This is a genomic window from Achromobacter sp. MFA1 R4 (assembly GCF_900156745.1).
In the GTDB taxonomy this organism is placed as follows: Bacteria; Pseudomonadota; Gammaproteobacteria; order Burkholderiales; family Burkholderiaceae_B; genus Achromobacter.
Window position 1 is genome coordinate 5,294,098 of sequence record NZ_LT707065.1, and the last position, 15,405, is coordinate 5,309,502.

General features: G+C 68.1%; 20 protein-coding genes. 10 read left to right on the forward strand and 10 right to left on the reverse strand.

The window, feature by feature from the left end; all coding sequences use genetic code 11:
- Positions 1-122: 122 nt before the first annotated feature.
- Positions 123-302, reverse strand: a complete 180-nt coding sequence (locus tag BXA00_RS24245; protein ID WP_076520929.1) for a hypothetical protein — start codon at positions 300-302, stop codon at positions 123-125.
- Positions 303-454: 152 nt separating this feature from the next.
- The gene (locus tag BXA00_RS24250) at positions 455-1,366 is read right to left on the reverse strand and encodes an EAL domain-containing protein (RefSeq protein WP_076520930.1); all 912 of its coding nucleotides are present in this window, start codon (positions 1,364-1,366) and stop codon (positions 455-457) included.
- 255 nt (positions 1,367-1,621) lie between these two features.
- Here BXA00_RS24250 and BXA00_RS24255 point away from each other — a divergent pair, with 255 nt between their 5' ends.
- Positions 1,622-3,745, forward strand: coding sequence for an FUSC family protein (locus tag BXA00_RS24255; RefSeq protein ID WP_076520931.1), 2,124 nt, complete (start codon positions 1,622-1,624; stop codon positions 3,743-3,745).
- A 148-nt stretch (positions 3,746-3,893) separates the two neighbouring features.
- A complete protein-coding gene (locus tag BXA00_RS24260; RefSeq protein ID WP_076520932.1) occupies positions 3,894-4,730 on the forward strand; it encodes a universal stress protein in 837 nt (278 codons plus the stop codon).
- Between the two features lie 33 nt (positions 4,731-4,763).
- Here BXA00_RS24260 and BXA00_RS24265 read toward each other — a convergent pair whose 3' ends face one another.
- The 3 genes from BXA00_RS24265 to BXA00_RS29125 all read right to left on the reverse strand — a co-directional run bounded on the left by BXA00_RS24265 (position 4,764) and on the right by BXA00_RS29125 (position 6,261).
- Positions 4,764-5,720 carry a 2-hydroxyacid dehydrogenase gene (locus BXA00_RS24265; protein WP_076520933.1) on the reverse strand — a complete coding sequence of 319 codons (957 nt, stop codon included), beginning with the start codon at positions 5,718-5,720 and terminating at the stop codon, positions 4,764-4,766.
- A 173-nt stretch (positions 5,721-5,893) separates the two neighbouring features.
- The gene (locus BXA00_RS24270; RefSeq protein WP_076520934.1) at positions 5,894-6,046 is read right to left on the reverse strand and encodes a DUF3309 family protein; all 153 of its coding nucleotides are present in this window, start codon (positions 6,044-6,046) and stop codon (positions 5,894-5,896) included.
- A gap of 50 nt (positions 6,047-6,096) precedes the next feature.
- A complete protein-coding gene (locus BXA00_RS29125) occupies positions 6,097-6,261 on the reverse strand; it encodes a hypothetical protein (protein ID WP_172805887.1) in 165 nt (54 codons plus the stop codon).
- Between the two features lie 182 nt (positions 6,262-6,443).
- Between BXA00_RS29125 and BXA00_RS24275 the strand changes: the two genes are divergently transcribed.
- Positions 6,444-7,496 carry a DNA topoisomerase IB gene (locus BXA00_RS24275; protein WP_076520935.1) on the forward strand — a complete coding sequence of 351 codons (1,053 nt, stop codon included), beginning with the start codon at positions 6,444-6,446 and terminating at the stop codon, positions 7,494-7,496.
- Here the strand turns inward: BXA00_RS24275 and BXA00_RS24280 are convergent, their stop codons facing one another.
- A complete protein-coding gene (locus tag BXA00_RS24280; protein WP_076520936.1) occupies positions 7,497-7,748 on the reverse strand; it encodes a hypothetical protein in 252 nt (83 codons plus the stop codon). It abuts the gene before it with no gap.
- Positions 7,749-7,896: 148 nt separating this feature from the next.
- Between BXA00_RS24280 and BXA00_RS24285 the strand changes: the two genes are divergently transcribed.
- The 3 genes from BXA00_RS24285 (at position 7,897) to BXA00_RS24295 (ending at position 9,616) form a co-directional block, all read left to right on the forward strand.
- A complete protein-coding gene (locus BXA00_RS24285; RefSeq protein WP_076520937.1) occupies positions 7,897-8,226 on the forward strand; it encodes a four-helix bundle copper-binding protein in 330 nt (109 codons plus the stop codon).
- Between the two features lie 75 nt (positions 8,227-8,301).
- Entirely contained in the window at positions 8,302-8,643 is a 342-nt protein-coding gene (locus BXA00_RS24290) for a YqjD family protein (protein ID WP_076520938.1), read from the forward strand.
- An 82-nt stretch (positions 8,644-8,725) separates the two neighbouring features.
- Positions 8,726-9,616 (forward strand): SDR family oxidoreductase, encoded by an 891-nt coding sequence (locus BXA00_RS24295; RefSeq protein WP_076520939.1) that lies wholly within the window; start codon positions 8,726-8,728, stop codon positions 9,614-9,616.
- 65 nt (positions 9,617-9,681) lie between these two features.
- Here BXA00_RS24295 and BXA00_RS24300 read toward each other — a convergent pair whose 3' ends face one another.
- The gene (locus BXA00_RS24300) at positions 9,682-10,341 is read right to left on the reverse strand and encodes a DUF4142 domain-containing protein (protein WP_231952151.1); all 660 of its coding nucleotides are present in this window, start codon (positions 10,339-10,341) and stop codon (positions 9,682-9,684) included.
- The gene (locus BXA00_RS24305) at positions 10,338-10,928 is read right to left on the reverse strand and encodes a hypothetical protein (RefSeq protein WP_076520941.1); all 591 of its coding nucleotides are present in this window, start codon (positions 10,926-10,928) and stop codon (positions 10,338-10,340) included. The genes BXA00_RS24300 and BXA00_RS24305 overlap by 4 nt, the downstream gene beginning before the upstream one ends.
- A 150-nt stretch (positions 10,929-11,078) precedes the next feature.
- Between BXA00_RS24305 and BXA00_RS24310 the strand changes: the two genes are divergently transcribed.
- Entirely contained in the window at positions 11,079-11,375 is a 297-nt protein-coding gene (locus tag BXA00_RS24310) for a hypothetical protein (RefSeq protein WP_076520942.1), read from the forward strand.
- Positions 11,376-11,384: 9 nt separating this feature from the next.
- The gene (locus BXA00_RS24315; protein ID WP_076520943.1) at positions 11,385-11,687 is read left to right on the forward strand and encodes a DUF378 domain-containing protein; all 303 of its coding nucleotides are present in this window, start codon (positions 11,385-11,387) and stop codon (positions 11,685-11,687) included.
- Positions 11,688-11,802: 115 nt separating this feature from the next.
- On the opposite strand, the gene BXA00_RS24320 is transcribed toward BXA00_RS24315, so the two are convergent.
- A complete protein-coding gene (locus BXA00_RS24320; protein ID WP_076520944.1) occupies positions 11,803-12,018 on the reverse strand; it encodes a hypothetical protein in 216 nt (71 codons plus the stop codon).
- 257 nt (positions 12,019-12,275) lie between these two features.
- Here BXA00_RS24320 and BXA00_RS24325 point away from each other — a divergent pair, with 257 nt between their 5' ends.
- Positions 12,276-12,650: a hypothetical protein gene (locus BXA00_RS24325; protein ID WP_076520945.1), complete on the forward strand. Its 375-nt coding sequence runs from the start codon at positions 12,276-12,278 to the stop codon at positions 12,648-12,650.
- Positions 12,651-12,699: 49 nt separating this feature from the next.
- On the opposite strand, the gene BXA00_RS24330 is transcribed toward BXA00_RS24325, so the two are convergent.
- Positions 12,700-14,085 (reverse strand): sigma-54 dependent transcriptional regulator, encoded by a 1,386-nt coding sequence (locus BXA00_RS24330; RefSeq protein ID WP_076520946.1) that lies wholly within the window; start codon positions 14,083-14,085, stop codon positions 12,700-12,702.
- Between the two features lie 174 nt (positions 14,086-14,259).
- Here BXA00_RS24330 and BXA00_RS24335 point away from each other — a divergent pair, with 174 nt between their 5' ends.
- Positions 14,260-15,261, forward strand: a complete 1,002-nt coding sequence (locus tag BXA00_RS24335; RefSeq protein WP_083714330.1) for a sigma-54-dependent Fis family transcriptional regulator — start codon at positions 14,260-14,262, stop codon at positions 15,259-15,261.
- The last annotated feature ends 144 nt before the right edge of the window (positions 15,262-15,405 follow it).

Here is a 15,405-nt window from a genome sequence, read left to right on the forward strand (position 1 = left end):
TGTCCGGATTTCCGGAAACAGCAAAACGGCCCCGTCCGCGCCACGGAGGAGGCGCGAACGGGGCCGTGAAAAGCTACGCGGCGTCACACGGGCTGGTTACGTGGCGCGCGCAGCCCGCGCGCTCAGCGCTGGGTCTTGTTCTGCTGACCCGGGCTCTGGCCCTGTTGATTGCTGTCTTTTTCCATCTGCTGGCCAGATTGACCGGGTTGCTGGCCCGGCGACTGGTTGCGGTCCCGCGGGTTCTCCTGGGACTGTTGCTTTTGGGGCTGCTTTTGCTGGTCGGGCTGGTTCTGATTGGCCATTACTCGTCTCCTAAGATGCGGAGATATTCCGCGTGGATAGATGAGCAACCGGCGTGCCCAAACGGCGTGCGCCCGAGGGCCTGGGCGGTGCGGGATCGGGGGACGAAAGAGTCGAGGGTCCCGGCGTCCAATGATCGGTAAAAAGTGCGGTTCTAGAGCGTCGCGGTGTGATGGGTGGGCCGATCCGGTTCCGCGTCCGTCCCGGGGCTGTCGAAGGCATTCAGCCAGGCCGATGCATAGGCGGCGGGCGCCGCCAGCGGTTCGCCGCCATCGCGCTGCGTGCGCAGCCGCAGGATCAGTTCGTCCAGCGGCATGGGACGGCCCAGCGAAAAGCCCTGCCCGTAACGGCAGCCGGCCGCGCGCAAGGCGGGAATGTCGGCGACGTTCTCGACGCCTTCCGCCACCACGCGCCAGCCCAGCCGCGTGGCCAGTTCGGCGGCGGTGCGCAGCACCTCGAAGGCCACGGCGCTGCGCCGCATGCGCGTGACGAAATACTGGTCGATCTTTACTTCGGACAGCGGAATCGCGGACAACAGTTTCAGGGAGGCATGGCCGGTCCCGAAATCATCCAGGCTGACCTCGCAGCCCGCCTCTTCCAGGCGCAGCAGCGAGGCGCGCAATACATCCAGGTCCCGGATGGGCTGGTCTTCGGTCAGCTCCACGCGCACGAGCGACGGCGGCAGTTCCGCGGCACGGATCCGGTCCAGGAGGAACTCGACCGAGCGCATCTCGGAAAGCGTGGTGGCCGGCGCATTGATCGCCAGCGGGACCGCCAGGCCGGCGCGGCGCAGCGTGAGCAGCGCGTCGATGACCCGCACGCAGACCCGCTCGAACAGCACCCGGTCCAGGCCAAGCCGGTTCACCGCGGGGATGAACTCGGCTGGCATCACGGTGCCCAGCCGGGGGTGTTGCCATCGCACCAGGGCCTCGGCCGACACAATGCGGCCCGTCAGCAGGTCCACCTGCGGCTGCAACAGGACGCGCAGTCCATCCCTGCCCGTGATCATCGCGGCAATTTCCGCATCGCCCACCACGGGGTTTTGGCAAGACTCTGGATTCATCATGGCTTGCTCCCGGCGCGCCCCGGCTGCGGGCCTGCGCGTTCCGGGCGCAGGTCGAGGCGCAGTGATTTCGGGCATTCTGCGCCCTTGCCGCCATAAAGTCACACACATGTAACAACACGTGTTAAGGTGCGCGGATTCATGTTTCCGCCCCCGGGGCGGCATGCCTGCGGGACGCGCCTGCGGGCGTCTTGTCGACATGGTAGGGTTGGCGGCATCCGGCCCGTCCGGCCCTTACTTTGCTGCTTTCATTCCCGCGTGACTAGTCTGCTTACCCGTTGGCGCGCCGCCGTGCGCAATGTGCTGTGGCTCGACGCCCTGCAAGCCGCCGCCATCAGCGCGGCCCCCGTCATCCTCGCCGTGCTGGTGCACGAACCGCGCCTGGGCTGGACCGCCATCGCGGCGTTCTGGGCATGCTTCGGCGACCCCGGCGGCCCCTTGCGCAAGCGGGCCGGGTCCATGCTGGCGCTGGGCCTGATCGGCGCCCTGTTCTGCCTGCTGGCCAGCGCCAGCGCCGCGCATCTGTGGCTGCTGCTGCCGCTCACCTTTGTCTGCTGCACCTTCGGCGGGCTGCTGCGCGTGCTGGGCCCGGCGGCCGCCATCGTCGGCACGCTGCTGTCGGCCGGTTTCGTGGTGGCCGCGGAGCTGCCCGCCCCCACGCTGCTGGAAAGCCTTTGGTACACCCTATTCTTCCTGGCCGGCGCGGTGTGGGCGATTCTCATGACCGCGCTGGTGTGGCGCCGCCGCCCCTGGAAGGACGCCACCCACGCGGTCGCGCACAGTTATCGCGGCCTGGCCGATTTTGCCGACGCGCTCGCGCGCATGTATTCCGGCCTGGCGCCCGCTGGCGGCCCGCAGGCCTGGAGCGCCGTCGTCCGGCCCCAGCGCAGTGCGCAGCGCGCCGCCCTGGAAGCGGCCCGGGTCCGCATCCGCGAGGTGCTGGACGCCCGCCCGTCGCGTCGCGCCCGCGCCCATCAATTGCTGTACCTGCTGGACAGCGCCGAGGACAGCTTCATCGCGCTGGTCGCCGCCGCCGACCTGCTGGAGTCCAATGCGCCGCGCTGGCTGGGCCGCAGCGCGGGCGCGCACCTGTCGCACGCGCTGCACCGCTACGCCAGCGTCTGCAACGCCATCGCCAGCACCTCCGACGTCAATGACGCCAAACAGGCCGAATGCCTGCGCGAGCGCCTGGCCCATTACAACGCCGGCCTGCGCGACCTGCGCGGCGGCGCCATGGCCTATGCGCCGGATCTGGCCACCGTGGTGCCCGTCCTGGACCGCCTGCTGCACACCGCCCAGGCCGTCATGCACGCGCTGTTCGACCAGGGTCCCGCGCCCGCCGCGCCCGCCCAGACCGGCGGCGACGCCAGCGGCGCGCGGCAGGCCTGGCGCACGCTGCGCCAGAACCTGCGCTTCGAGTCCGACGCCTTCCGCCACGCCCTGCGCGTGGGCGTGGGCGCGACCATCGCCGTGGCGCTGTCCAAGACCTTCGCCGTCAACCATGGCTACTGGATGTCGCTCACGCTGGTGTTCATCCTGCAACCGTATTTCGCGACGACCTGGCAGCGCACCCTCGAGCGCGTCGCCGGCAGCGTGGCGGGCGCCATCGGCGCCTCGCTGCTCGGCCTGTTGCTCAGCACACCGCTGTCCGTGGCCCTGGCGGTGCTGCCCATCGCGCTGGGCACCTTTGCCGCCCGCACCATCCATTACGCGCTCTTCACCTTTTTCCTGACCTCGCAGTTCGTGCTGGTCAGCCATATCCAGCAACCCGAGATCTACGAGCCCATGCTGGCCGCGCTGCGCGCGTTCAACAGCGTGCTGGGCGGCATCCTGGCGCTGCTGGTGGGTTTTCTGGTGTGGCCCGAAAAAGAGCCCCGCCAGCTCGCCGGCGCCCTGGCCCGCGCGCTGCAGTGCCATGCCGACTACGCGCTTGCCCTCACCCACGAAAAGAGCGGCGCCGGGGCCGCGCGCGACATTGTCGGGTTGCGCAGGCTGGCCTGCCTGTCGGCCGACAACGCCGAGGCGTCTTTGCAGCGGCTGCAGCAAAACCCGGTGCACCGCGACCGCAACGTGGATACCGCCGTGAACCTGCTCAACGCCATGCGCCGCATCACCGCCGCGGGCACGGTGCTGGAAATCCAGCCGGGGCTGCCCGCCGACTCGCCCGCCGCCGCCGCGCTGCGCAACTACGGGACCACGCTGGCGCACGTGCTGCATCCGGACGGGCCGGCCCCTGCAAAGGAAGCCCGCGGCCTGAACGTGCCGCCCGCCATCGCCGCGGCCGAGCCGTCGCTCGCCGCGCCCCTGGACCGCATCGGGCAGCAGGCGCGGCAGATCCGGCAATTGCGCCAGCAGGTGCAACGCGAGCAGCCCGCCTCCTAGCGCCGGGCATCGCCAGGGGCCGTCGGGTATCGCCGGCGACTTGAGCCGCCTGCGCGAAACTCCGGGCGGCTTGATGCGCATCAATGGGTCTTGGAAGGTAAACGGCAACCATAGGGACATGGCACGCATTTAACCAAGGAGGCCCACCATGTACCGCCGCATTTCCGTCCACCTGGACCACGGTTTCGACTGCTCGCGCCGCACCACGCTGGCGCTGGGCCTGGCCAGGCGCCACAAGGCCGAACTGGTGGGGGTCTACGCCAGCTCCGCACCGCCGCAGTACTACTACGGCGAATCCGTGATGATGTCGCGCACGCTCAACGTCATGAAGGATCTGCAGGCGCAGAACCGCGCCGCGGTGCAGAACGCGTTCCTGGAAGCGGCGGCCAACGCCGACATCCCGGCCATCGTCCGCGCCGGAGAGTCCTCGCCCAGCGCCACCGTCGCCCTGCACGGCCGCGCCACCGACCTCATCATCGTCAGCCAGCAGAACCGCGACGACGTCGAGGCCGCCCACGAGAACGAATTCGTCGAACAGACCCTGCTATCGGCGGGCCGCCCTGTCATGGTCCTGCCCTCCAGCGGCCAGTTCGCGGTCGTGGGCGACCGCGTCCTGCTGTGCTGGGATGGCAGCCGGGAAGCCGCCCGCGCGCTGGCCGACGCCGCGCCGCTTCTGCGCGGGGCCACGCAACTGGTCGTCCTGACCATGGATGAAGGCGCCGCCACCCGCAACGTGGATTCCATCCCGTTCGAAGACCTGGTCACCTATTGCGTCGCGCACGGCATTCCCGCGCCCGACCACGTGCGCCGCGACATCAAGGGCGTGGGCGTGGGCAGCACCATCCTGAACGCCGCCGCGGACTACAGCGCCGACCTGATCGTCATGGGCGCGTACGGGCACAGCAAATTCCGCGAATGGGCGATGGGCGGCGCCACCGCGTCCATCCTCAAAAGCATGACGGTGCCCATCATGTTTTCGCACTGACGCGGCGCCAGGGGCCGGCGCCGCCTGTGCCGTTCAAGCGGCGGCGGGCTGCGCGTCGCGCACGGGCGTCAGCACGGGCTTGCCCGCGAAATGCGCCCGGGCGTTTTCCAGGAAAAGCGCCACGGTCGCCGCCACGGCCTCGGGCGAACGCCCCGCGCTGTGCGGCGTCAGCACCACGTTGTCCAGGCGCTTGAGCGCGTCCGGAACGGCCGGTTCGCCATCCACCACGTCCAGCCCGGCGCCCGCGATGCGCCGTTCAGACAGCGCGGCGATGAGCGCCTGGGTGTCGACCACGCTGCCGCGCGCGATGTTGATCAGATAGCCCTCGGGCCCCAGCGCCTCCAGCACCGCCGCATCCACCAGATGATGCGTGCCTGCGCCGCCGGGCGTCGCCACCACCAGGAAATCCGATTCGGCGGCCAGCGCGCGCGGGCTGTCGAAGTACGCATACCCCGATTCCGGGCGGGCGCGGCGGTTGAAGTAGCCCACGCGCATGCCAAAGCCGTTCGCGCCGCGGCGCGCGATCTCCAGGCCAATGGTGCCCAGGCCCAGGATGCCCAGGCGCTTGCCGGTCACCTGCGGCCCCATGAAGCCGCTCCAGTGTCCCTGCCGGACCCAGGCGTCGGCCTGCGGCAGCCGGCGCGCGGCGCCCAGCAGCAGCGCCATCGCATGGTCGGCGACCGACACCGCGTTGGCGCCCGGTCCGTGCGTGACCACCAGGCCGCGCGCCTGCGCGGCCGCCAGGTCGATGTTTTCATAGCCCACGCCCAGCGAACACACCAGGCTCAGTTGCGGCATGGCCGCCATCTCGTCGGCGCGCAGGCCGGTCGCACCGCGTGTCAACACGGCGCGGATCTCGGCGCCATGCCGCGCGATGGCCTGGGCACGGGTCTGGTCGCAGGGAGCGAGAATCGGGCGAAAGCCCTGGGCTTCGATGGCGGGGAGATAGTCCTGGACGCTGTCGATCAGGATCAGTAGCGCAATGGGCATGGCGGGGCTGCGAATGTGTGGGTTGCTGCGGAAAAACCCGCCGATCTTACGCCCGCCCCGGGGTGCGCGCCATCCGGCTGGCCAAGGGATGACCAGCGGCTGGCCGCGCCCAAATGAAAATCCGCCTGGCGCCGCGGTGGGCGCCAGGCGGATTCGACACGGCTGTCAGGCCGCTATATCCGTCCCATCAACAGCAGCACGATGAGCACGATCACGACAATGCCCAGCAGGCCGCTGGGGTAGTAGCCCCAGCTGCGGCTGTGCGGCCACGCCGGCACGGCGCCGATAAGCAGCAGGATCAGGATGATCAGGAGGATGGTCGACATGGTGACTCCTTGTCTTTATTGATTTGAGTTGTTGAGGGGGCAGGCATCCATCAGATGTCTTTCGGCGGCACGATTTCCTTGACCGGCGGCGACAAGGGCGGCAGGTCCACGTCCGGTTCGTCCGTGTCCGGATCGACGGGAAGATCTCCCGGCGGCGAGCCGGGCGGTATCGGGTCCGGCTTGGGCGGCACATGTAACTGCAGGACGGTTTGCATTGCACTCTCCTCTGAAGATTCTCTCGAGGCCGGCGCGGCCGGCCCGCTGGGCGGATCAGGCGACGCGATTGCCGACCAAAGCATCAGCAAGCCCCGTGCCCAAACCCCTCCCTCGCGCCACGCCCACGCATCGGGAACGGCGCATGCTGGGCCCGGGCGCTGCCCGCGCACACGGAGAATGAATGAGCCCCCGCACGCACCCAGAACAGGCGCCGCCGCCCATCGAGCCGGCCTCGCTGATCTACGTGGACGACACGCAGGCGGGCTACACGCGCGTGCGCGTCAACGGCCATACCTTCCACTATGTCGATGCGCAAGGCAGGCGCATCGCCGATGACGCCGAAATCCAGCGCATCAATGCGCTGGCGATTCCGCCGGCCTACGAAAACGTGTGGATCTGCCCATCGCCGCGCGGGCATCTGCAGGCCACGGCGCGCGATGCGCGCGGGCGCAAGCAATACCGCTACCACGCCGCCTGGACGGCGGTGCGCGACGCCACTAAATACCAGAACCTGCTGTCCTTCGGCCATGCCCTGCCCCGCATCCGCCGCCAGGTCGAACGCGACATGAAGATCCCCGGGCTGACGCAGGACAAGGTGATCGCCGTCCTGGTGCGCCTGCTGGAGATCACGCTGATCCGCATCGGCGGGCGCGAGTACGCCCGCGCCAACAAGTCGTATGGCCTCACGACGCTCAAGCGCCGACACACCACCGTGGCCGGCAGCCGCTTGCGCTTCCAGTTCCAGGGCAAGAGCGGCGTCGCGCACGACGTCACCGTGACGGACCGCCGCCTGGCGCGCGTCATCAAGCAGTGCCTGGACATTCCCGGCCAGCAGCTCTTCCAGTATCTAGACGCGGATGGCGCCCGGCGTCCCATCGACTCGGGCGCCGTCAATGCCTACCTGCGCGAGGCGGGCGGCGGCGAGTACACCGCCAAGCACTACCGAACCTGGGCGGGCTCGGTCATGGCGTATGCCGCCCTGCAGGCGCGGCCGTTCGTCGACGAGCGGCAGGCCAAACAGGAAGCGGTGGACGTCATCAAGCAGGTGTCAAAACGGCTGGCAAACACCCCCGCCGTCTGCCGCACCTGTTATGTCCATCCCGCGATTCTGCAGGCCTATCTGACCGGCACGTTGCCGCGTCCCACCGCGGCGCCGCCCGGCCCGCGCGGCCTGGCCGCCGACGAGCGCCGCCTGCTCGCCTTCCTGCACGACCAGGCGGCTGACGATGCCTGATCAGAGAATCGACGACCGGGCGTTCTTGGCGCGAGGCTGCGGCGCGGAGCCGTCGGCCCAATTGGATTCGGTGCGGTTGTCGACCACCTCGCGCTTGTCGCGCGCCGCTTCGTCGGGCGTGCGGGCATCGGGTTTATCCGGTTGTTTTGGCACATCGACGGGACCGCGCGGCGGCAGTATCTTAGCGTTGTCCTGCGGGGTCTCGCCGGTGCGCGCCGACGCGGCGGGCTTGGGTTCGGACGAAGGTTTCATGGTTCTCTCCAGCCAGTTGCGAACCTTCATCCTACGGCGACAGATCCACGGGAAAAACAGTCAAGCCCTTCAAATTGCAAGCGGATGTGCCGGCTGGCGCGCCGCCTCTGGCTGTCCGGGCGGCCGCCGCCGCTCACAAGGAGATGCAATGCGAGACCCAAACTTCGAGCAATGTGTGCAAGCCTGCTATGAATGCGCGGTGGCGTGCGATGCGTGCGCCGCCGCCTGCCTGCAGGAGGATGCGACCGCCATGAAGCAGTGCATCGGACTGTGCACGGATTGCGCCGCGATTTGCCGCCTCTGCGCGGCGATGCTGGGCCGCAATGGCGAGTTTGCCCATGCGCTGTGCACGCCGTGCGCGCAGGTCTGCGATGCCTGTGCCCGGCAATGCGCCGCGCACGACGCCGAACACTGCAAGATCTGCGCCGGCGCCTGCATCGCCTGCACGCTGGCATGCCGAGATATGGTCGAGGCGTAAGCCTCGTCCCGCCTAGCGGCCGCCCCGGGCCGGTCCGCGCTGGCGCATTTTCCGCCCGATGATCAGGAGCTTTCGATGGCCACGACGAATACCCCCATGCCTTCCGACTTCCCCGAGAACGGCCCCGACAATCGTGGCGCCTACAGGCGCTCCCGGCATCCGGAAAGCTGGATCGACGAGCTGGAAGCCACGCTCAGCGATAGTTCGGCGACGGACCTGGAGGCCTTGAAGGCGCGCTTGAGCGATCAGCTCCAGGCCACGCGCAGAAGCCTGCGCGACGCGTCTGACAACGCCCACGACCTGATGCGTGAAACGCTGGATTGCACCGAGGAATACATCCACGCACGCCCCTGGCAGGCGGTCGGGCTGGCGGCCGGCGCGGCCTTTCTGCTGGGCGTGATCGTCGGCCGCCAATAGGCCGCGGGGCGGGCCGCCGGGCACGGCGTTTGCTCGATGCTCCCATGCATGGCGCATCCCGCGCCGCCCAATGGGAGACCACATGAGTACACCCAAAAGCGCCCAGACCGGCGACCGCCCGCACCCCACCCCGCCCATGCCCGGCCAGCATCTGGACGAGCAGCCAGGTGTCGAAGCCGACATGGCGCTCAAACCGCAGTACCAGGCGCCTGGCTACCAGGGCAGCGGCAAGCTGCAGGACAAGATCGCGATCATCACCGGCGGCGATTCCGGCATCGGCCGGGCCGTTGCGGTGCTGTTCGCGCGCGAGGGCGCGGACGTCGCCGTCGCTTACCTGGACGAACATGAAGACGCCCGCGAGACCAGCCAAGCCGTCCAGGCCGAAGGCCGCCAATGCCTGCTGATACCCGGCGACGTGCAGGACCCGGCGTTCTGCAACGAAGCTGTCGCGCAGGTCGTCAAGCATTTCGGCAAGCTCGACATCCTTGTCAATAACGCGGCCTATCAACAGCACACCGACACGTTGCCGGAGATCACCGACGAGAAATGGGACAGGACGCTGCGCACCAACATCACGGCCTATTTCTACATGGCGCGCGCGGCGCTGCCGCACCTGAAGGCCGGTGACGCAATCATCAATACGGGATCGGTCACGGGCCTGAACGGCAGCGCCGCCCTGCTGGATTATTCGGCGACCAAGGGCGCCATCCACGCGTTCACGCGATCGCTGGCGGCCAATCTTGCCGGCCAGGGCATCCGCGTGAACGCCGTGGCGCCAGGCCCGGTCTGGACGCCGCTAAACCCGGCGGATCGCAGCGCCGAGGCCATCAAGTCGTTCGGCGCAAAGACCGACCTGGGCCGGCCCGCGCAACCGGAAGAAATTGCGCCCGCTTATGTGTTCCTGGCCTCGCCGCAATGCGCCAGCTACATCACCGGCATCGTGCTCCCCATCACGGGAAGCGCGGGCGACTGAACGCCCTGCCCGTCCCGGCGCCCGAATCCGCCGTGCCGCATCGCCGTGCCGACCCGCAGTGCCGCCTATTTTTGCGGCACGACCGAGGCCGGCGCCTCGCGGGAAGCCGGCGAGATCGCGGGCGCCTCGCCTTTGGGCGCGGGCTGGATCCTGTCCCCGTGGCCCGCGGGTTCCCCCACAAGCGTTCGGCTCATGGCGTAGTGGTCCCTCAGCATCGGCAATGTCCGGGCCGCGAATTGCCGGACCTGCGCATCCTCCGCTTCCTTGGCCGCGGTGTCGAACAACCGGTTGGCGATCGCATGGGCGTCCAACGCCGCTTTTTCGACGTACAGCTGGTCGAACGCGGCGCCCGTCATCGCCCGCAGCCGCTCCAGCGTGGCGCGGTCCGGTTCGGAAGGCTCATCCGGAAGCGACACATTCTTTGCCGCGGCCAGGGCCTTGATCTCCTGGTTGACGGCCGCATGCTGCGTCCGCATTTTCTCGGCAAACGTGCGCACCTGCGCATCCTTGGCGCGCTTTTCAGCCAGCGCCGCCGCCTGCACTTCGAACAGGCCCGATCCCGCGGCCGCCTGCAGGAATCGCGCATCGGACGCCGCCAGCTCCGCGGCCAGCACGGTCTGCGCCGCCCCGGCCAGCATGACGGCGGCCACAACCCATGCGGCAATGGAAGATATGCTGAGTCGCTTCATCGTGGTGTCTCCAGGCGTGCGGGCGGCAAGCGTCATTGGGCTGTCGTGGGCGCCTCGACGGGCCGTGGCGGGTCCAGGGGATCGAAATCCTGCCATTTGCCGTCCTGCCAGCGCCCGTTGGCGCGTTCGATGTCCGTGCCGCCCGCAGCGCGCAGGATCTGCCGCGCCTGCGCCTCGCGGCCCAGATCCACGTGCAGGGCCAGCATCACGCCGGCCTGACGCACCGGCGGATGCGAGGCGGCCGGTGCGCCCGGCGCGGTCCGCACCCGCTTCTTGCGGCCCACCACCCACATGGCCCCCATCAGCGCGCCGATATAGGCGCCCACGCCGGCGGCGGCAATCGTGATGAAGATGGACGCGGCCAGGCGCGCCGCGATCAACCCGGCCAGCAAGGCGAACACCAGGCCCAGCAGCGAGGCGCCCGCCACCGCGCCGAAATGGCCGCCCTTGGCGTCCGGATCCGCCAGCCGGTCTCCGCCCAACGGATAGCGGCCGTGCTCGCCCGCGATGCTGACGTAGAACGTATGGACGTCCTCTTCGGTATAGCCCTCGGCGAACAGCCTGCGGGCGGCCAGCGTGGCCTCGTCGAAGGTCTGGAACCGTGCAGCGACAATCAATGACATGGCAGTCTCCCGCGTGTGAATGCCCAGCAGGGAGCAACTTCCATACCCGGCCCGCCGCGCCCGCGGCACGGCGCTTGCTGCAAAACCGGGGCGAATCGATGGCGCGCGGATCCCGCGTACGCCCGATGCCGTCCCTACCTGGAGACCAGCATGCCCCGTATTCCCAACACCGATTTGCCCGACGACGACAGCGGCCGCCCGGATCTCGGCCCGAGCGATTCGTCGGATTCCGCCAGCGACCTGCCGCGCAACCGCGCCCACACCGACAGCGATGCCCAGGGCACCGGCGAACGCGAAAGCGTGGAGCCGGACCTGCCCGATGAAGACGGCGCCGACGTCGCGCCGGACCGCGTCACCGACGCGGATGAGGCCGGCATTTCGCGGGATGCCCCCGACCCGGTGCGCAACGGCGGACAGGCGGACGATACGCGTGGCGCCGGCCGCTGAGGCAGGACGATGGAGATTTCCCGCAACGAGGATCCGAGTGCCCAGGACGATCCCCCGGACGCCGAGCCCCAACCCGACGCCGAGGGGTCGCGGCGCGGCCTTTCGGTGCTGGATTGGTCGGCGCTGATGGCGGTGGTGGCCGGCGGCCTGAACTGCGGCCTCATCGCCGCCGTCAACCTGGACGTGGCCGCCAAGCTCCTGCCGAATCCAACCGCCGCGCGGGTCGTGTACGGCGTGGTCGGACTGGCGGCATTGCATTGCGTCGTGCTGCTGTTCCGTCTGGCCGAGGAGGCGCGGGATGCGCCGGGCTAGGCGCCCCGCCAGGCTCCCCGCTACACGGGCTTCCGATTAGGCGCCCCGCTCCACGGACTTGCGGCCAGGCGCCCACGCTCCCGGCAGCCTGCGCCGCAGCGCAGGCCTGCATCCTTCAGTTCCCGTCCGGCCGCTTGCCCGGGTACTGGCCCCCCTCTTCAAATTCGGCCCCTTTGCGATTGGGCGTCTTGTCCGACTCGCGCTTGTAGGGTTGTTCCCCGGCCGACGGCTTGTCCGCGCCGAATTGGCCGCTCTGGCGGGCCGCCTCGGTGTCGTCCTTGGGCGTATTGGCCTTGGATTTTGCCGGCTGTTGTTCGCTGTGGGTGCTCATGATTCATCTCCTGGATACGCGCCTGGCCGCCACTGCGGCCCGGCGACCCTGCATGCGCAAGCGGCGTGCCTGACGCTCCCTGGCGCTGACCGGCGCTCTCCCGCGCTGACCGGCCCTGACAGACAAAACCCGGCAAACCTCGTTCAACCCAGCCAAGCCAGGCACAGCCAGGCAAACCCACACAAACCCAGGCACGCCGCTTGCTCTGTCCCTATCGGGTCCGCGTGCAATCGGACCAACTACCCAAGGAGTCAGTCATGAAGCTGTCCAAAACGATTTGCCCCGCTTTTGCCCTGTGTCTGTCCGCCCTGGCCTTCTCGGCCACCGCCCAAACCGGCGCAGCCGGTGTGCGCACCGACGACCAGATCGACAATCAGTACAAGATGGACAAGAAACAATGCGACGGGATGAAGGGCAACGCGAAGGACGTGTGCCAGCAGCAGGCCGAGGCGACGCGCGACAAGGCCAAGGCGGACGCCAAGGCGGCCAAGGAAAAGGCTGAGGCCTCGCATGACGCGGCCAAGGCGCGCAACGATGCCGACTACAAGGTCGGCAAGGAAAAATGCGACGCCATGTCCGGTAATGCCAAGGACGCCTGTATGGCCGACCTGAAGACCCGCTACAACAAGTAATCAGGCAGCGGCCTGCCAGGCAGGCAGGCCGTTTTTCCAGGCCGTATTTCTAGGCAGATTCCCGGGCGGCGTTGCCCGGCCGGGAATTTTCGCCCGGCAGTGTATAGCCCGCCGCGGCGTACTCTTCCAGGCGGTTGTACAGCGTCTTGGGACTGATGCCCAACACGGCGGCCGCCTGTTTTTTCACGCCATTGCATCGCTCCAGCGTCGCCAGGATCAGGCGCCGGTCCGCTTCGGCCAGGGTCTCGCCAACGGGAACGCTGACCTGACTGCCCGCCGTCTCGCCCGTGGGCGACACCTGCGGCACCAGCATTTCCAGATCCATCACGTCGCCATCGGCCATGATGAAGGCGCGCCGCACAAAGTTCTTCAGCTCGCGCACATTGCCGGGCCATTCGTACTGCTCCAGGGCCGCGGCGGCCTCGGGCGAGAACAACTTGGTCTTGCCGGATTCCTCGTTCAGCGTCTGCAGGAAGCGTTCCGCCAGAAAGAGGATGTCGCTGCCGCGATCGCGCAAGGCGGGCAATTCAATGGGGAACACGCTCAGCCGGTAGTACAGGTCCTCGCGCAACTTGCCCTCTTGGACGGCCTGCTCCGGGTTGCGGTTGGTGGCGGCAATGACCCGGATGTCACAGGCAATCTCCCGATTGGTGCCCACGCGCATGAACTGCCCAGTCTCCAGGACGCGCAGCAGCTTGACCTGCAGGTCCAGCGGCATTTCGGTGACTTCGTCCAGGAACAGGGTCCCGCCGTCGGCGCGCTCGAAATAGCCCTTGTGCTGGCGGTCGGCGCCGGTAAAACTGCCGCGCTCGTGCCCGAACATTTCGCTTTCGATCAGGTTGGGCGAAATCGCCCCGCAGTTGACCGCGATGAACGGCCGCTGGCGGCGCGGACTGAGTTCGTGGATGGCATGCGCAGCCAACTCCTTGCCGGTGCCGCTTTCGCCGATCAGCAAGGTGGTGACGTTGGTGGGCGCCACGCGCCCGATCTGGCGGTACAGCTCCAGCATGCGTTCGGATTTGCCGAACAGCTTGCCGAAGCGTCCAGGCTCTTCGAACGGGGTGCCGGGCATTTCGCCGCCCGAATTGGCCATGATGCGCTTGAGGATTTCCTCCAGGCGCTCCATGCAGATGGGCTTGACCAGATAGTCCGTCGCGCCCAGGCGCAAGGCCTGGACCGCGTTGTCCACCGTGCCGTGGCCGGTCATGACCACGACCTCGGCGCTGTGCACGGCAACGTTCTTGAAGATGTCCATCCCGCTGCCGCCCGGAAGGCGGACGTCAGTGAGCACCAGATCCGGCGCCTGTCGTTCGAGCTGGATCATGGCGTCCTTGACGCTGGCCGCCAAGGCCACTGTAAACCCGCTCTCGCGGCCGATTTCGGCCAATGTTTCGCGTATCGCGTCGTCGTCGTCAACGATAAGCAGGTGAGGCATGCTATCTCCGTTTCCCTTGCATAACCCTGAGGATAGTCACTATGGGGGCGGCCGGCGCAAATATTTGCCCGTTTCCACCAACGTTTTCGATTACTTGCAACTCGTCGCAATCTGAGCGGGGTCCGCCCTCTACGATGAGCCTGTCACAGGCCCGATTGGGGACTAGGAATCAGCATGGCCACTCGTAACACCGCCACACGAAATACCGCGCCACCCGCACTTTCCGCTTTTGCCGACACCAGCGGCATGTCGCCGCAGATGCGCAAACTGGGCAACCAGATCGCGCTGGCCGCGGCCACCGACGCAAGCGTGTTCATTATCGGCGAAAGCGGCGCGGGAAAGGAAATCGTCGCCCGCGCCATCCATGAAGCCAGCGAGCGCCGCGACCAGCCTTTCGTGGCGGTCAATTGCGGGGCGATCAGCGGCTCGCTCGCCCACGCGGAACTGTTCGGCCATGAGAAAGGCAGCTTTACCGGCGCGGTGTCCCAGAACGCCGGCTATTTCGAGTACGCAAGCGGGGGCACGCTGTTCCTGGACGAAGTCACGGAAATGCCGCCCGACATGCAGGTCCACTTCCTGCGCGTACTGGAGGTGGGCACCTATCAGCGCGTGGGCGGCACGGACCTGCTGCGCGCCAACGTGCGCGTCATCTGCGCCAGCAACCGGGATCCCGCGGCGTCGGTCGCCGACGGCAGGCTGCGGCAGGACTTCCTGCATCGCCTGCTGGTGATACCGCTGCGCGTGCCGCCGCTGCGCGAACGCGGCGACGATGTTTTGCTGCTGGCAAACCAGTTCCTGGATACCTTGAACGCGCAGCACGGCACGCAGAAAACCTTTTCCCCGCACATGCTCGAGGCGATCAAGGCGCACGACTGGCCGGGCAACGTCCGTGAATTGCGCAACGTGATCCAGCGCGCCTACATCATGGCCGACACCCAGCTCGATGCCGACCTGCTTTCGCGCAACCGCGGACCCAACCAGGCCCAGCTGCGCGACGGGTCGCTCAACTTCCCCGTGGGGATGCCGTTGGGCCGCGCGCAGCGCGAATTCATCCTGGCCACCCTCGCCCATCACGCGGGCGATAAGCGCCTGGCCGCGGAAACCCTCGGCGTCAGCCTGAAGACCCTGTACAACCGGCTGGACATCTATGAAAAGGATGAGCCCGAGGCCGCTTGAGCAGTTCTTACCGTCCCCTTGTAATACTGGCCCAGCACGGCGCGTTCCCGACGCGCCGCTGCCCCGGGGAACAGACCTGGCACGATCTTTGCATCTACTGATGGGATGAGCCGCTTTCCGGCGGCTGCCCCTTCAGGAGACTCG

What these genes read in the sequence shown, in the direction of transcription:
- BXA00_RS24245 (WP_076520929.1), bottom strand. Translation starts at nt 302, where the DNA reads ATGGCCAATCAGAACCAGCCCGACCAGCAAAAGCAGCCCCAAAAGCAA.
- BXA00_RS24250 (WP_076520930.1), bottom strand. Translation starts at nt 1,366, where the DNA reads ATGATGAATCCAGAGTCTTGCCAAAACCCCGTGGTGGGCGATGCGGAA.
- BXA00_RS24260 (WP_076520932.1), top strand. Translation starts at nt 3,894, where the DNA reads ATGTACCGCCGCATTTCCGTCCACCTGGACCACGGTTTCGACTGCTCG.
- BXA00_RS24265 (WP_076520933.1), bottom strand. Translation starts at nt 5,720, where the DNA reads ATGCCCATTGCGCTACTGATCCTGATCGACAGCGTCCAGGACTATCTC.
- BXA00_RS24270 (WP_076520934.1), bottom strand. Translation starts at nt 6,046, where the DNA reads ATGTCGACCATCCTCCTGATCATCCTGATCCTGCTGCTTATCGGCGCC.
- BXA00_RS29125 (WP_172805887.1), bottom strand. Translation starts at nt 6,261, where the DNA reads ATGCAAACCGTCCTGCAGTTACATGTGCCGCCCAAGCCGGACCCGATA.
- BXA00_RS24275 (WP_076520935.1), top strand. Translation starts at nt 6,444, where the DNA reads ATGAGCCCCCGCACGCACCCAGAACAGGCGCCGCCGCCCATCGAGCCG.
- BXA00_RS24280 (WP_076520936.1), bottom strand. Translation starts at nt 7,748, where the DNA reads ATGAAACCTTCGTCCGAACCCAAGCCCGCCGCGTCGGCGCGCACCGGC.
- BXA00_RS24285 (WP_076520937.1), top strand. Translation starts at nt 7,897, where the DNA reads ATGCGAGACCCAAACTTCGAGCAATGTGTGCAAGCCTGCTATGAATGC.
- BXA00_RS24290 (WP_076520938.1), top strand. Translation starts at nt 8,302, where the DNA reads ATGGCCACGACGAATACCCCCATGCCTTCCGACTTCCCCGAGAACGGC.
- BXA00_RS24295 (WP_076520939.1), top strand. Translation starts at nt 8,726, where the DNA reads ATGAGTACACCCAAAAGCGCCCAGACCGGCGACCGCCCGCACCCCACC.
- BXA00_RS24300 (WP_231952151.1), bottom strand. Translation starts at nt 10,341, where the DNA reads ATGACGCTTGCCGCCCGCACGCCTGGAGACACCACGATGAAGCGACTC.
- BXA00_RS24305 (WP_076520941.1), bottom strand. Translation starts at nt 10,928, where the DNA reads ATGTCATTGATTGTCGCTGCACGGTTCCAGACCTTCGACGAGGCCACG.
- BXA00_RS24310 (WP_076520942.1), top strand. Translation starts at nt 11,079, where the DNA reads ATGCCCCGTATTCCCAACACCGATTTGCCCGACGACGACAGCGGCCGC.
- BXA00_RS24315 (WP_076520943.1), top strand. Translation starts at nt 11,385, where the DNA reads ATGGAGATTTCCCGCAACGAGGATCCGAGTGCCCAGGACGATCCCCCG.
- BXA00_RS24320 (WP_076520944.1), bottom strand. Translation starts at nt 12,018, where the DNA reads ATGAGCACCCACAGCGAACAACAGCCGGCAAAATCCAAGGCCAATACG.
- BXA00_RS24325 (WP_076520945.1), top strand. Translation starts at nt 12,276, where the DNA reads ATGAAGCTGTCCAAAACGATTTGCCCCGCTTTTGCCCTGTGTCTGTCC.
- BXA00_RS24330 (WP_076520946.1), bottom strand. Translation starts at nt 14,085, where the DNA reads ATGCCTCACCTGCTTATCGTTGACGACGACGACGCGATACGCGAAACA.
- BXA00_RS24335 (WP_083714330.1), top strand. Translation starts at nt 14,260, where the DNA reads ATGGCCACTCGTAACACCGCCACACGAAATACCGCGCCACCCGCACTT.